The organism is Microbacterium sp. USHLN272 (assembly GCF_037149655.1).
Lineage (GTDB): Bacteria > Actinomycetota > Actinomycetes > Actinomycetales > Microbacteriaceae > Microbacterium > Microbacterium galbinum.
In genome coordinates this window covers 1,187,242-1,201,683 of record NZ_JBBCRA010000001.1, presented here as the reverse complement: position 1 = coordinate 1,201,683, position 14,442 = coordinate 1,187,242, and the positions used below count along the sequence as shown (strand labels likewise).

The window sequence follows — 14,442 nt, the reverse complement described above, 5'->3', positions numbered from 1 at the left end:
CCCGAGCCCCGGCATCCCGGAGCTCGCGACTCGTCGAGGCGCCGGCGAGTCCGCGGGCGGCGCCGTGCGCGTCGGACTCGACGTCGGCGGCACCAAGATCGATGCCGTCGCGGTCTCGCCGTCGGGCGAGATCATCGGACGCCTGCGGCGCCCCACCGGGTGGGGCGATGACGCCGTGGTCGAGAGCATCGTGCTCGCCGTGCGCGCGCTGGCCGCGGAGAACGCGATCGCGATGGCCGACATCGGCTCGGTGGGCATCGGCATCCCCGGGCTCGTCGACGTCGAGAGCGGGCGGGTCCTGCACGCGGTCAACCTCGGCGTCGAGTCGCTCGACCTCGCCGCCCGCGCCCAGGCCGAGCTCGGCATCCCCTTCCGCGTCGAGAACGACGTCAAAGCCGCAGCGCTCGGCGCCGCCGTGCTGCGCGGAGCGACCGGATCCATGGCCTATCTCAACCTCGGCACGGGTGTCGCCGCCGGCATCGTGATCGACGGCCGCATCCACCGCGGCTCCCGGGGCACGGCCGGGGAAGTGGGGCACATCTCCGTCGACCCCCGCGGACGCGTGTGCGGGTGCGGGCAGCGCGGCTGCATCGAGACCCTCTGCGGCGGCGGCGCACTCGCCAAGGCCTGGGGCAGGCCCGGCGCGCTCCCGGTCAAGGACATCATCGAGGCGGCCGACGCCGGCGACGCCGACGCGATCCGCCTCCGCGCCGATCTGCACCACGGGGGAGCGGCCGCCGTGCGCGTGCTCGTGCTCTCCGCGGATGTCGACACCGTCATCATCGGCGGCGGACTCACCGCTCTCGGCCCACGCCTGGAGGACGGCATCCGCTCGGCCCTGCAGGCGGATGCCGAGACGTCGCCGTTCATGCGATCGCTCCACCTCGATGAGCGCATCGAGATGCTTCCCGCGGGGTCACCCGCTGCCGCCTTCGGTGCCGCACTCGTCGGCGCCGCCGTCCCCGAGAAGGAGATCGTCTTCCATGGCTGAGGTCGTCATCGTCGAGAGCAAGGAAGCCGCCGGCTCCCTGGTCGCCACCGAGATCGTCGAGCTGCTCGACGCACGCGCGGACGCCGTGCTGGGTCTCGCGACCGGGTCGACCCCGCTCCCCGTGTACGAGGCGCTGCGCGTGCAGCTCGCCGGTCGCGACCTCTCGCAGGTGCGCGGCTTCGCGCTCGACGAGTACGTGGGCATCGACCCGCAGCACCCCGAGAGCTACCGCTCGGTCATCACGCGCGAGGTCGTCGAGCCGCTCGGCCTCGACCCCCGCCGCATCCACGTTCCCAACGGCGCGATGGAGACGATCCAGCACGCCGGCGACGACTACGAGGCCGCGATCGCCGCCGCGGGAGGCGTCGACCTGCAGATCCTCGGGATCGGAACCGACGGTCACATCGGCTTCAACGAGCCCGGCTCGTCGTTCGCCTCGCAGACCCGGGTGAAGACGCTCACGGCACAGACCCGCGAGGACAACGCGCGCTTCTTCGACTCGATCGACGACGTTCCGATGCACTGCATCACGCAGGGACTCGGCACGATCCTGAAGGCACGCCACCTCGTGCTGCTCGCGTTCGGTGAGGGCAAGGCCGAGGCCGTGGCCGCCGCGGTCGAGGGCCCGCTCACGGCGTCGCTGCCGGGCTCGGCGATCCAGCTGCACCCGCACGCGACCGTCGTCGTCGACGAGGCCGCCGCATCGCGTCTCGCGCAGGCGGACTACTACCGCTACACGTTCGCGAACAAGCCGGCCTGGCAGGGCATCTGAGCGCGCTCGGACGAGCAGCGGGCGCGCGTCAGGGCTGAGGCGTCACTCCACGCGGAGCGGGCCACGCCTCACTGAGGAGCGGGCCACGCCAGCGGCAGCAGGTGCTCGACGCTGAGGGGAGCGAGGGGGAGCGCCGACACGTCGTCGGGCGTGATCCAGCGCAGCTCCTCGAGTTCGGCCTGCACGCTGACCTCGCTCGGATCGATCGTCGTGCGGAACGCGTCGGCGACCACCTGGTGGCCCGGTTCGTTCGCTGCCGCCGATACGAACCGGCCGAGGGGTTCGATCGCGTTCTCGTCGAGCTCGAGTCCGAGTTCCTCGTGCAGCTCGCGCAGCAGCGTCTGCGCGGGCGTCTCGCCGTGCTCGGGTTTGCCGCCGGGCTGCATGAACCGGGTGGTGCCGCGCTTGCGCACGACGAGCACGCGTCCGGCGCCGTCGTCGATGATCGCCGCGCTCACGTGGATGTCAGGCATCGGGGGCGAACACCTTTCCGGGGTTGAGGATGCCGAGCGGGTCGAACACCCGCGCGATCTGCCGCTGCAGCTCCCACTGGTCGTCGCCGAGTTCGTCGGCGAGCCAGCGGCGCTTGAGGGTGCCGATCCCGTGCTCGCCGGTCAGTGTGCCTCCGAGGGCGATCGCCGCGCGGAACAGGTCGTCGGCCGCCTGCCACACGTGCGCGGGCGTCTCGGCACCCGCGAACAGGAAGTTCGGGTGCAGGTTGCCGTCTCCCGCGTGCGCGACGGTGGGGATCGTGAGTCCGTACTGCCGCTCGATGCGCGCGATCTCGTCGAACATCGCCGGCATCGCACTGCGCGGCACCGAGACGTCTTCGATGAGGGCGGTGCCCAGCGATGCCATCGCCTGGTGCATCGACCGGCGGATCGCCAGCAGGCGCTCGCCCTCGACGGGGTCGTGCGTCACGGCGACGGTGCCCTGGTGGACGCGCAGGATCTCGGCGATCGCATCGGCCTCCGCCTCGGAGGCGGGCCCGTCTGTCTGGATCGTGAGCTGCGCGGCACCCGGCGTGGGGGCGGGGAGGTCGAGGACGGTGTGCACGGCGGCGAGGCTCGCGGCGTCCATCAGCTCCATGATGGCGGGCTGCGCGCCCGAGGCCGTGACGGCGGCGGAGGCGGTCGCGGCGCTGCGGACGTCGGGGAACGTCGCGGCGATCGTGCAGACCGTGCCGACGACGCGGCGGCGCAGCTTGAGCGTGGCGCCGACGACGACGCCGAGGGTGCCCTCCGAGCCGATCACGAGCGAGGTCAGGTCGAGACCGGTGACGCCCTTCACGCTGCGATGGCCGAGATGCAGCAGGCGGCCGTCGGCCAGGACGAGGTCGACCGCCAGTACGGCATCCCGCACCACACCGTACTTGGCGCACAGCAGCCCGCCCGCGCCGGTGGCGATGTTGCCCCCGACCGTCGAGATCTCTCGGCTCGCGGGATCGGGCGCCCACCACACGCCGTGCTCGGCGAGGAGACGGTTGAGATCGGCGTTCAGGATGCCGGGTTCGACGACCGCGAGAAGGTCGTCGGGACGCACTTCGAGCACCGCGGTCATGCGGGCGGTGGAGAGGACGATCTCCCCCTCGCCGGCGTTCGCGGCTCCGGCGAGGCCGGTGCCGGCGCCCCGCACGACGACGGGGGTGCGGGTCGCGGTCGCGATGCGCATCGTCTCCTGCACGTGCGCGACGGTCTCGGCGTGCACGATGGCGAGGGGGCGCCCCTCGGCGGCATGTCCGGAGCGGTCGGCCCTCGCCTCCTCGAGCGCAGCCGCGCGCGTGTCGACGAGATCGCCGAGGGCCGCGGTCAGCTGCGCGAGGACGCTCATCCGAGTGCGCGTCGTCCGCTGATGAGGCCGGTGACGATCGCGACGAGGGCGAAGGCCGACCCGACCAGGGCCTGATCCATCGACCACCAGGCGATCGTGACGCCCACGTAGATGAGCAGCTCGACGGCGGCGCGCAGGAACGGGTGCACCCGCAGCACGGGGCGCGGCGAGAGGAACAGCGCCCAGACGAGGATCACGACGACCGGGGCGCCGATGCCCACCACGATGCTCCAGGGGAGATCCCAGGTGGCGAAGCCCCAGAGCGCGAGAGAGGCGACGGCCACCACCAGCACGACGGCACGGATGACGTCGATGACCGTGATGACGGGGCGCTCGACGCCGGGTACGGGGGTGGGATCCTGGGGCATGGATCCAGTCTATTCGGCGGGAACCGGCTCCTCGTCCGGTACCACGACGACCTCGGGCGTCACCGCGGCGTCGACCCGGGCATCCGTCTCGGCGGGAGCGGTCTCCACTGCGGGCTCGTCCTCGACGGGTGCCGGGGCGGGCTGCTCGACCGGGGCTTCCTCGACGACTGCCGGCTGGTCCGCGGGCGCGGACTGCTCAGTCGTTACGTCGGCCTGACTATCCTCAACCGGCTGTTCGTCGACTGACACGGGGTCGATCTCACCGGGAGCCTCCACGAAACCACACGGCACGTTCTCGGGGTTGACCAAGTCAGCGAGGAACACTGGTTCGGACCGGTCTCCACTCTTGACTTCCTTGTCGTTGTTCACAATGAAGTAGGAAATTGACACCTTGCCAAACACGATCTCGAGAACGGACGGTTGGAACTCGATCGTTCCTGTTCCCTCTGCATCGATCGTGGCGGAGTCTGTCTGACGTTCAGCGTCGAGCAGCCCGAGGTACGGCTGAACTTGAGCGCCTGGCGCGCCCTCCACCTGAAGGGTATAGACAGTGATCTCGAGGTTTCCGCGCTCAGGGGGCAGGCACCTGACCGACGCTGAAAGGATGCTCGGCTCGCCCTCCGGAAGAACGGCCTCGACGGGCGGCTCTTCTTCTTCCTCGTCCGGAGGCGTCGTCGGAGTGGGGGTAGGAGTGGGCGTGGGCGTAGGCGCAGGGGTGGGAACCGTCCCGGGACCCGAATCGCCGCCGGAGCCCGGAGCCGGATTCGCCGGAGTCGTGACGACGGGGGCCGCGGGGACGTCCGTGCCGGTGTCGGCATCCGTCTCGTCGTCGGCCACCGGGGGAACGGTCTCGTCCTTCGGCTTCTCGACGGGCTCGTCGAGCTCGTCATCCACGGGTTCGGTGCTCATCGACGCGTCCGGTCCGACGTCCGAGGAGATCGACGACGAATCGGAGTCGCCGGCACTCGGCAGCGACGTCGACGGGTTCGCCCCGGCCAGGCCGGGGATGATCGTCGCCGCGGCGACGACACCGGCCACCACGAGAGCGGCCGAACCGGCGCCGACGAGGGCGCCCATGCCCGACAGCATCCCGCCGGATGCTCCGGCCGAACCGCCGGCAGACCCGCCGGCACCACCGCCGGCCGACCCGCCTGCTCCGCCGGCACCGCCGGCTCCCGCACCGCCGGCGGTCGAGCCCGCCGCGAGGGCGCCGGATCCGCCGTCGCCGGCGACCACGCCGCCGGGGACGCTGGAGGGCATGGCCGCGAGAGCGACGATCGGTGCGCCGCCTCCCTGCAGGGTCGCCAGGTACCCCGCGGCGCCCGTGACGCCGAGCACGAGGGGGAGCAGCACGAGTGCGAGGCGCTTGGAGACGTCCTTCGCCTCGGCGGCCACGATCATGCAGCGGGCGCACTCGTCGAGGTGCGCCTCGATGCGACGGTGGTCACGCGATCCGAGATTGCCGCGCGAGTAGGCGCCGAGGTGCTCGATCGTCCACTGGCACTCCGAGCCCGGGGCCGAGCTGCGCAGGTGCGCCTGGATCCACGCCTCGCGCAGACCCTCGCGGGCGCGGAACGCGAGCTGCGAGACCGCGCCCGACTTCATTCCCAGGAGCGGAGCGACCTCCTGCGGCCGCATCTGCTCGATCTCGGTGTACCAGAGCACTTCCTGCCAGCGCGTGGGGAGACTGCGGAACGCCTGCGCGGTGAGGCTGCGATCGAGGGCGTCGTTCGATGCCTGGTCGGTGCTGTCGGGGTCGGCGACCGCGTCGAGCTCGTCCATCGCGTCTTCGCGGCGCGAGCGCCCCCAGGCGGCGGCCGTGTTGCGGATGCTGGTGAAGAGGTAGGCGCGGAACGAGCCGTTGGGCCCGCCGCCCTTCACGATCGCCTGGTAGATGCGGGTGTACGACTCCTGCACGAGGTCGTCGGGGTCGATCGACGAGGTGACCGAGCGTGCGACCGCGATCCCCGAGGGGTAGTGGCGACGCCAGAGTTCTCCGAACGCCCCCGTGTCACCCGATCGGGTGCGGAGGATGAGGTCTGCGTCGGCGATCGTGTCGTCGATGTGAGGAGTGTTCTCTTCGTGCACTGTGATCCCTCGGTCGTGGGGCACGGGTATGTGCCTTCACAGAGTGAGACGCGCGATGGGCCGGATCATCACGCGAGTTCTCCATTCTCTCTCGGAACTCGCCCGAGGGCCAGCCCTCGCCGGAGTTCGCCGGCGAAAAAGTCTGGAAAAGAAAAGCCTGTTCAGAAGCAAATATTCACGAGTCTCAGAACTTTTCTCAGATTTTTTCCCAGGTTCGCGTAATGAATCGGGCTGCACGTCGTCTCATCTGTAGAGACAGCCACGACGAACTCCACCGGGGGGCGGGGTTCGGGCTCCGATGCAGGGGGTTCACGCATCGGTCGGGCGGGTCGGGAGCCTCGGGGGAGGAGTTCTCGGCCCCCCTCTCTACGTGGGGGAACCCGAGGGTGCCGATCCGGGGGGATCGGCACCCTCCACTCCCTCCGCGCGAAGGGACCGGAGCCGCCTGCGCTGCGCGTCGGCGCGCGGTGGAAGGATCTAGGCCCTGCGGGGTCGCGCCCCGACCCACACGCGCGCCACGCGCAGTTCTGCATCGAGCAGCACGGCATCGCCCACCATTCCGGTGCGCAGCGCACCCAGCTCCGAGGCGAAGCCCACGGCTCCGGCCGGGGTCTCGGTCAGCGCACGCACCGCGTCGACGAGCGCGACGCCCGCGGCGACCGCGCGCCGCAGAGCCTCGTCCTGGGTGAGCGTCGAGCCGGCGATCGCCCCCGTCTCGACGGTGCGGGCGATGCCGTTCTCGACCGTCACGCTCACCGCGCCCAGGTCGTAGCGGCCGTCCGCGCTCCCCGCTGCGGCCATGGCATCCGTGATCAGGGCCACGCGCCCGGGAGCGGCGTCGAACACGAGCTTGACGACGTGCGGATCGAGGTGCACGTCGTCGGCGATCGCCTCGAGCACCACGCGGTGATCGGCCGCGGCGGCGAGCACGGGCCCCGGAGCGCGGTGGTGGATGCCGGGCATCGCGTTGAACGCATGGGTGAGGATCGACGCCCCCGCCTCGAACGCGGCGACCGACATTGCGGCATCCGCATCGGTGTGGCCGACGGCGGCCGCGGAGCCTGCCGCGACGATCCGGCGGATCGCGTCGAGTCCGCCGGGAAGCTCCGGGGCGATCGTGATCTGACGGATCGTTCCGCGACCCGCGGCGAGCAGCCGGTCGACGTCATCGGGCAGCGGTGCGCGCAGGAGCGACGGGTCGTGGGCACCGTGGTGCCCCGGATCGAGGAACGGCCCCTCGAGGTGCGAGCCGAGGATGTCGGCATCCGTGTGCACGAGGTCGGCGATTTGCGCGGCGCTGTGTGCGAGTTCATCGAGCGGAGCCGTCACCAGCGACACCACGGCGCGGGTCGTGCCGTGCGCGCGGTGCAGGTCGCGCGCGGTGCGGATGGAGTCGACGCCGTCGTCGAACGATGCGCCGGCCCCGCCGTGCCCGTGGATGTCGACGAAGCCGGGCGTGAGAAGCGCACCGGGGCCGGCGACGGATGCCGCGTCGACGACCTCGTCGGCGGGCGCCCAGTCGGCGCCCGTTCCGCGTGCGGCGACCCGGCCGTCGTCGAAGCGCACCCAGGCGTCGTCGACGATCTCGCCGCGATCCACGACGCGCGCGGAGTGGACGACCAGGCTTCCGGTCGCTGCAGGGTGGACGCTCATCAATCGCTCCAGGGGATGTCTGCGACGGGGTGGAATCGGGTCCCCTCAGCCTTCCACAGCGGCGCGAGGGCGCCGAGCCGCTCGCGGAACGACGACCATTCGCGTCCCTCTCCATGCTGCGGCGACCAGGCGATCTCGGCCTCCGCGGCGGCGCGCGGGAAGACGAGCAGCTCGACGTCGTCGATCGTGCGCGTGGTCTCCGACCACAGCGGTGCCTCGGTGCCGAGGACCGCCGCATCGGGCACGTCGAGCACGGCGGTCGGCTCCCACTCGTACGCGGTTCGCACGTCGATCACGGCGGCCCAGGTGAGGCCGAGGGGGAACTCCTCGTCGTACTTCATGTCGAGGTACGTGGCATCCGCGGCCGACATGATCAGCGCCCCGCCGCGTTCCACGAAGTGCGCGGCCTCGGCGGCGTGCGAACCGGTGGGGACCTTCATGCCCCAGTACTGCCCGATCGTGCCCTCGGCGATGCCGTCGGCGGCACCCATCTCGTGCCAGGCGACGGGGATCTTCCCGGCATCCACGACGATCTGCGTCGCGCGCTCGGCGAAGTGGTCGAAGTCCTCCTGCGACGTGCCCAGCGACTCGTCGCCGCCGATGTGGAGGTACGGGCCCGGGGTCATCTCGGCGAGCTCGCGCACGACGTCGCGCACGAAGTCGTAGGTGCGCTCCTCGCGGATGCGCACGCTCGAGTGGCCGACGCCCCAGCCGAGGTACGTCTCTCCCGCGACGGGCAGGGGCTGCCCCAGAGTCTCGGACTGCGCGACGAGGGCGTCGTTGAGCACCGGCGCCTCGACGAGCTCGGGGTAGGCGACGCCGACCGCGTGGGTGTGACCCGGCAGATCGATCTCGGGGATCAGCACCATGTGCCGCGACGCCGCGTGGGCGACGATCTCGCGGTAGTCGTCCTTCGTGTAGAAACCGCCGGGGTCGCCGCCGGCCGACGTCGCCGATGACCGCTCGGTGAGCAGCGGCCAGGAGTCGATGTGCACCCGCCACCCCTGATCGTCGGTGAGGTGCAGGTGCAGGCGGTTGAACTTGAGTGCGCTGGTGGCGTCGATGAACCGCTTCACCTCGGCGACGTCGAAGAAGTGGCGGGCGACGTCGAGCATCACTCCGCGATGCGCGAAGCGCGGGGCGTCGTCGATCTCGACGTACGGCAGGCTCCAGCCCTCGTCGTCCTCGCGGAGCAGCTGCAGCAGGGTCTGCACGCCGTAGAACAGGCCGGCCTCGTCGGCGCCGATGATCTCGACGTGCGTGCCGACCGACAGTCGGTAGCCCTCGGATGCCGCGTCGTCGGCGTCGATGCGCAGCACGATGTCGCCCGGGGCCGGGGTGTGCGCCGGCTCGTCGACGGAGGTGAGGGGAGGGGCGCCGCGCCGTGCGGCCGAGGCCGTCAGGACGTCGGCGGCGGAGGAGGAGCCGTGCACGCGCGTCGTCGCGGTGATCGGCATCCGTCCTTCGTGCACGACGGCTGCGGCGGGCACCGGGACGAGCGGAAGCTGATGTGTAAAGACCATGAACAAACCCTAGCCGCCCGGCGGGGAGTCGACCAGGGGGAATCCGGTATGCTCGTTCTGTCGCGACTGGCGTCTGGGTGGGTTACCACCGGGGAGCGACCGACCACGGAATTCGACCGCGCGCCTGGGCCGATGAGAACACCCTTCGAATCCGTCGTCAGAGGAGCCCGTCATCATGACCGACCGTTACTTCAACGCCCCGCTCGCCGAGGTCGATCCCGAGATCGCCGAGGTGCTCGACCGCGAGCTGAAGCGTCAGCAGACCTTCCTCGAGATGATCGCGTCCGAGAATTTCGTGCCCGTCTCGGTGCTGCAGTCGCAGGGCTCCGTGCTCACGAACAAGTACGCCGAGGGCTACCCCGGCCGTCGCTACTACGGCGGCTGCGAAGAGGTCGACGTCGCCGAGGAACTCGCGATCTCGCGTGCGAAGAGCCTGTTCGGCGCCGAGTTCGCGAACGTCCAGCCGCACTCCGGCGCCTCGGCCAACGCCGCCGTGCTGCACGCGATCGCGCGCCCCGGCGACACGCTCCTCGGCCTCTCGCTCGACCAGGGCGGCCACCTCACGCACGGCATGAAGATCAACTTCTCGGGCCGTCTCTACGACATCGTCGCTTACGGCGTGAACCCCGAGACCTCGGTCATCGACATGGACGAGGTGCGTCGCCTCGCGATCGAGCACAAGCCGAAGGTCATCATCGCCGGCTGGTCGGCCTACCCCCGCACGCTCGACTTCGCGGCGTTCCGCGCGATCGCCGACGAGGTCGGCGCACTGCTCTGGGTCGACATGGCGCACTTCGCCGGCCTCGTCGCCGCGGGCCTGCACCCGAACCCGGTGCCCCACGCCCACGTCGTCTCGTCGACCGTGCACAAGACGATCGGCGGCCCCCGCTCGGGCTTCATCCTCACGAACGACGCCGACATCGCCAAGAAGATCAACACGGCCGTGTTCCCGGGCCAGCAGGGCGGCCCGCTCATGCACGTGATCGCCGCCAAGGCGACCGCGTTCAAGCTCGCCGCGACCCCCGAGTTCGCCGAGCGACAGGAGCGCGTGCTGCGCGGTGCCGCGCTGATCGCCGAGCGCCTCTCGCAGCAGGACGTCAAGGACGCCGGCATCGCCGTGCGCTCCGGTGGCACCGACGTGCACCTCGTGCTGGTCGACCTGCGCGAGGCCGAGATCGACGGCAAGCAGGCCGAAGACCTGCTGCACGACATCCACATCACGGTCAACCGCAACGCCGTGCCTAACGACCCGCGTCCGCCCATGGTCACCTCGGGTCTGCGCATCGGCACCCCGGCGCTCGCCACCCGCGGGTTCGGCGACACGGAGTTCACCGAGGTCGCCGACATCATCGCGCTGGCGCTGCAGCCGGGTGCCGACGTCGAGGCTCTCCGCGCCCGCGTCGACGCGCTCGCCGCCGGCTTCCCGCTCTACCCGGACCTGCAGCAGTGACCGCGGTCGTCCTCGACGGCAAGGCGGCATCGGCCGAGATCAAGGCCGAGCTGACCGAGCGCGTCGCTGCGCTGCGCGCCCGCGGGATCACCCCGGGCATCGCCACGGTGCTCGTCGGTGCGGACCCCGCGTCGCAGCTGTACGTGGGCATGAAGCACCGCCAGTCCGAGGCGATCGGGATGAACTCGATCCAGCGCGAGCTGCCGGCCGATGCCACGCAGCAGCAGGTCGAGGCGCTGATCGACGAGCTCAACGCCGATCCCGACTGCCACGGCTACATCGTGCAGCTGCCGCTGCCGAAGCACCTCGACACCGATGCGATCCTCGAGCGGATCGACCCGGCGAAGGATGCCGATGGCCTGCACCCGACGAACCTCGGTCGTCTGGTGCTCAACGTCAACAGCCCGATCCACACCCCGCTGCCGTGCACGCCGCGCGGCGTGATCGAGCTGCTGCTGCGCAACGACTACGACCTGAAGGGCAAGCACGTCGTGGTCGTCGGCCGCGGCGTCACGATCGGCCGCTCGATCGGACTGCTGCTCACGCGCCGCGACATCAACGCGACCGTGACGCTCACCCACACCGGCACGGTCGACATGCCGCGCTACCTCCGCGAGGCCGACGTGATCGTGGCCGCCGCGGGCGTCGCGCACCTCATCCGTGCCGAGGACGTCAAGCCCGGTGCCGCCGTGCTCGACGTGGGTGTGACCCGCACGACCGACCCCGAGACGGGCAAGAGCGTCGTCTCCGGCGACGTGCACCCCGACGTGGCCGAGGTCGCCGGCTTCCTCTCGCCGAACCCGGGCGGGGTCGGCCCGATGACCGTCGCGCTGCTCATGACGAACGTGGTCGAGGCGGCAGAGCGCCTCGCCTGAACGAAGACGCTGACGGCATCCCGCTCGACGGATGCCGTCAGCGTCGGCGCACGCGCGCCTGCACGCTGTCGTAGACCTCGGAGGCCTTCGCCTGCAGCTTGTCGTCGACCTGGTCGTAGATCATCCACCCGACCAGCAGCAGGAGCGGCGGGATCACGTAGCCCCAGAATCCGCGGGCGTCGACGCCGCTCAGCCACACCGTGAGCGCCCAGACGATCAGTTCGACCAGGTACACGAGCACGTACTGGACGACCTTCTCGCCCGCCTTCGTACGGTCGGCGGCCGACTTCGCGGCGGATCGGCGGAAGGCGGCTGCCAGCGTCGGCTTCACGAACAGCGCGGCGAGGGTGAGGATGATCGCCGCCCAGAACGCGTGCCATCCCACCGAGACGCCTCGCAGCAGCAGTCCGATCAGCAGCAGAACCACCACGTTGAACACGTAGAGCGAGCCGAATCGCACGATTGCCTTCTTCATGGGATCAGAATCCCACAGCCCGCGCGGAGTGCGCATCCCCGGAGCGACCGGGGACGATGTCAGCGCTGGCCGCCGAGCGAGCTCTGCACGTTCGAGATGCGGGCGTGCTCGTCGAAGCTGAAGGTGGCGGATCCCGTCGCGTCGACGACGGTCGCACCCGAGAAGGCCTCGTCGGTCCAGGTGAGGGTCCAGCCGGCGAGCCGGGCGAGATCCCACACCGAGGTGCGCGCGTCGGGCAGGGTGAAGCTCGCGAGCATGCGCGGCATGACGATCATGGCGTCGGCCACGGTGAGCTGCGGCAGCGGCGCGTCGAGGAGGAAGACGGCGCGTGTGCCGCCGCCGACGGGAGCGGAGTAGTACGGGGAGCGGCCGGTGAGCTCCACGGCGACGCCGCCGACGGTGTGCGCGGCCGCGGCGATCCAGTCCTCATCGCCCGAGGCATCCGCGGGGAACGGCACCTCGGCCGAGGTGAGTTCGGCGATGCCGTGCTCCTCTCCGTAGGCGCGCAGCTGCGCGGCGACGCCCTGCGGGTCGCCCTGCGGGTGCGCCCAGGCCCAGAGCATCGAGCGCGGCCCCGGGGCGATCGTGGCGATCAGGTGCGCACGCGTGACGAGCTGACGCGAGGGGTCGGCGTTCGCGGTGAAGGTGAGGGTGCCCGCCGTCATGTCGGCGTCCCAGCGATGCTCGCCCAGCGCATCGGCAGCGGCCGAGAGCTGATCCTGGCGGATCACGGAGTAGAGGGCGGCACGATCGGCGAGAGGCTGGAGCGCAGCGAAGGTCATGCGAACAGTTTCGTGGCTGAGCCTATGAATCCGCCAGTCAGTAGCTCTGTTTCTCACCCCGGTCCGGAGCATCCGAACCACCCGAGGCGATGAAACGCGCGGCGAGAGCCTCGGATGCCCGCGCGAGCAGCGCCACGTCGGCACCGACGGCCACGAAGTCGGCGCCGACGGCGAGGTAGGCCTCGGCAGCCACCGGATCGAAGGCGTTCACCCCGACCGGGGTTCCGGCCGCCTTCGCCGCGGCGAAGACGCGCTCGACGGCGGCGACGACATCCGGATGCGTCTGCTGACCCAGCAGGCCCATCGAGGCCGAGAGGTCTGACGGGCCCACGAACACGGCATCTACCCCGTCGACGGCCGCGATCTCGCCCGCCGCCTCGACGCCCGCCGCGGTCTCGATCTGCACCGTGAGCGACGTGTGCTGCGCCGAATCGCGCAGGTAGCCGTCGACGCGGTTCCAGCGCGCACTGCGGGCGAGGGCGCTGCCGACGCCCCGCACGCCCTCCGGCGGGTAGCGGGTGGCGGCGACCGCGGCCCGCGCCTCCTCGGCGGACGACACCATCGGCACGATCACGTTCTGCGCGCCGAGGTCGAGGATCTGCTTGAGGGCCACGACGTCGTTCGCGGGCGCGCGCACGACCGGTGTCACCGGATACGCGGCGACCGCCTGCAGCTGCAGGAGAACCGAATCGAGGGTGTTGGCGGAGTGCTCCATGTCGATCAGCAGCCAGTCGAGGCCGGAGCCCGCGGCGACCTCGGCGAGCAGCGGGCTGCCCGAGCACACCCACATGCCCACGAGCGGGCGATCGGATGCCGCGAGCCGGTCGCGGAAGGGGGGATCTAGATGAAGCGGCATGCGATCGTTCCCATCGGTCCGTAGTCGCACAGCACCTCGTCGCCGCGCGACACCCACATCGGGCGTGTGAACGATCCTGCCAGGATGATCTCGCCGGCCTCCAGGCGCGCGCCGTGCTGGTGGAACTTGTTCGCGAGCCACGCGACGCCGGTGGCCGGGTGACCGAGCACGCCCGCGGCGACGCCCGTCTCCTCGATCTCGCCGTTGCGCGACAGCACGCCGGGCACCCAGCGCAGATCGATCTCATCGGGACGCTTGCGCACCGAGCCGAGCACCATCGCCCCGTAGGCGGCGTTGTCGCTGATCGTGTCGACGATCGTGCGGCCCTCGAGCTCGATGTGCGAGTTGAGCACCTCGAGCGCGGGGACCGCGTAGTCGATCGCCGCGAGCGCGTCGTCGAGCGTGCAGTCGGGGCCTTCGAGCGGATGCTTGAGCACGAACGCGAGTTCGACCTCGATGCGCACGTTCGAGAAGTGGTCGACGGGGATCTCGGCGCCGGACTCGTGGACCGTGTCGTCGAACATCACCCCGTAGTCGGGCTCGGTGATGCCCGTCGCCTGCTGCATGGCCTTCGACGTCAGTCCGATCTTGCGGCCGACGAGCGTGCGTCCCGCGGCGACCTGCGTGTCGCGCCACACGCCCTGGATCGCATAGGAGTCCTCGATCGTCGCCTCGGGCCAGCGCGCCGTGATCCGGGGGATCACCGTGTGCTCCCGGTCGGCCCGGGCCAATTCTGCGGCGATCTGCGCGATGACCTCTGCTGACAGCATCCGTATCTC

The 14,442-nt window shown here is 70.9% G+C and carries 14 protein-coding genes and 1 riboswitch; of the genes, 4 read left to right on the top strand and 10 right to left on the bottom strand.

The genetic code is table 11. From position 1 onward, the window contains the following. The first annotated feature begins 64 nt into the window (after positions 1-64). Together WFJ97_RS05890 and WFJ97_RS05885 are read left to right on the top strand one after the other, a co-directional pair. Positions 65-991 (top strand): ROK family protein, encoded by a 927-nt coding sequence (locus WFJ97_RS05890; protein WP_247633993.1) that lies wholly within the window; start codon positions 65-67, stop codon positions 989-991. Beyond that, positions 984-1,763: a glucosamine-6-phosphate deaminase gene (locus WFJ97_RS05885; protein WP_336640796.1), complete on the top strand. Its 780-nt coding sequence runs from the start codon at positions 984-986 to the stop codon at positions 1,761-1,763. The genes WFJ97_RS05890 and WFJ97_RS05885 overlap by 8 nt, the downstream gene beginning before the upstream one ends. Positions 1,764-1,831: 68 nt before the next feature. Here WFJ97_RS05885 and WFJ97_RS05880 read toward each other — a convergent pair whose 3' ends face one another. The 6 genes from WFJ97_RS05880 to WFJ97_RS05855 all read right to left on the bottom strand — a co-directional run bounded on the left by WFJ97_RS05880 (position 1,832) and on the right by WFJ97_RS05855 (position 9,225). After that, the gene (locus WFJ97_RS05880) at positions 1,832-2,236 is read right to left on the bottom strand and encodes an NUDIX hydrolase (protein WP_336640795.1); all 405 of its coding nucleotides are present in this window, start codon (positions 2,234-2,236) and stop codon (positions 1,832-1,834) included. Beyond that, positions 2,229-3,593, bottom strand: a complete 1,365-nt coding sequence (locus tag WFJ97_RS05875) for an FAD-binding oxidoreductase (RefSeq protein ID WP_336640794.1) — start codon at positions 3,591-3,593, stop codon at positions 2,229-2,231. The genes WFJ97_RS05880 and WFJ97_RS05875 overlap by 8 nt, the downstream gene beginning before the upstream one ends. After that, the gene (locus WFJ97_RS05870) at positions 3,590-3,961 is read right to left on the bottom strand and encodes a YrdB family protein (protein ID WP_247632700.1); all 372 of its coding nucleotides are present in this window, start codon (positions 3,959-3,961) and stop codon (positions 3,590-3,592) included. Before WFJ97_RS05870 ends, WFJ97_RS05875 begins: the two co-directional genes overlap by 4 nt. A 9-nt stretch (positions 3,962-3,970) precedes the next feature. Continuing rightward, positions 3,971-6,049 (bottom strand): sigma-70 family RNA polymerase sigma factor, encoded by a 2,079-nt coding sequence (locus WFJ97_RS05865; RefSeq protein WP_336640793.1) that lies wholly within the window; start codon positions 6,047-6,049, stop codon positions 3,971-3,973. Between the two features lie 477 nt (positions 6,050-6,526). Next, on the bottom strand, positions 6,527-7,702 hold the full coding sequence (locus tag WFJ97_RS05860) for an N-acetylglucosamine-6-phosphate deacetylase (protein ID WP_336640792.1): 1,176 nt from the start codon (positions 7,700-7,702) through the stop codon (positions 6,527-6,529). Then, on the bottom strand, positions 7,702-9,225 hold the full coding sequence (locus WFJ97_RS05855; protein WP_336640791.1) for a family 20 glycosylhydrolase: 1,524 nt from the start codon (positions 9,223-9,225) through the stop codon (positions 7,702-7,704). The genes WFJ97_RS05860 and WFJ97_RS05855 overlap by 1 nt, the downstream gene beginning before the upstream one ends. 52 nt (positions 9,226-9,277) lie before the next feature. Then, a riboswitch (ZMP/ZTP riboswitch) is annotated at positions 9,278-9,362 on the top strand. Positions 9,363-9,400: 38 nt separating this feature from the next. Between WFJ97_RS05855 and glyA the strand changes: the two genes are divergently transcribed. Continuing rightward, a complete protein-coding gene (glyA, locus tag WFJ97_RS05850; protein WP_247623108.1) occupies positions 9,401-10,675 on the top strand; it encodes a serine hydroxymethyltransferase in 1,275 nt (424 codons plus the stop codon). After that, positions 10,672-11,550, top strand: coding sequence for a bifunctional methylenetetrahydrofolate dehydrogenase/methenyltetrahydrofolate cyclohydrolase (locus WFJ97_RS05845; protein ID WP_247955759.1), 879 nt, complete (start codon positions 10,672-10,674; stop codon positions 11,548-11,550). The genes glyA and WFJ97_RS05845 overlap by 4 nt, the downstream gene beginning before the upstream one ends. Before the next feature lie 37 nt (positions 11,551-11,587). On the opposite strand, the gene WFJ97_RS05840 is transcribed toward WFJ97_RS05845, so the two are convergent. From WFJ97_RS05840 to WFJ97_RS05825, 4 genes are read right to left on the bottom strand one after another with little or no spacing between them, the layout of a single operon-like run. Beyond that, positions 11,588-12,025: a hypothetical protein gene (locus WFJ97_RS05840; RefSeq protein ID WP_247623106.1), complete on the bottom strand. Its 438-nt coding sequence runs from the start codon at positions 12,023-12,025 to the stop codon at positions 11,588-11,590. A gap of 59 nt (positions 12,026-12,084) precedes the next feature. Then, complete coding sequence (locus WFJ97_RS05835) at positions 12,085-12,807, bottom strand: DUF6882 domain-containing protein (protein ID WP_336640790.1); 723 nt, start codon at positions 12,805-12,807, stop codon at positions 12,085-12,087. 37 nt (positions 12,808-12,844) lie between these two features. Beyond that, on the bottom strand, positions 12,845-13,663 hold the full coding sequence (locus tag WFJ97_RS05830) for an HpcH/HpaI aldolase family protein (protein ID WP_336640789.1): 819 nt from the start codon (positions 13,661-13,663) through the stop codon (positions 12,845-12,847). After that, positions 13,648-14,433, bottom strand: coding sequence for a 2-keto-4-pentenoate hydratase (locus WFJ97_RS05825; protein WP_336640788.1), 786 nt, complete (start codon positions 14,431-14,433; stop codon positions 13,648-13,650). Before WFJ97_RS05825 ends, WFJ97_RS05830 begins: the two co-directional genes overlap by 16 nt. Between the last annotated feature and the right edge of the window lie 9 nt (positions 14,434-14,442).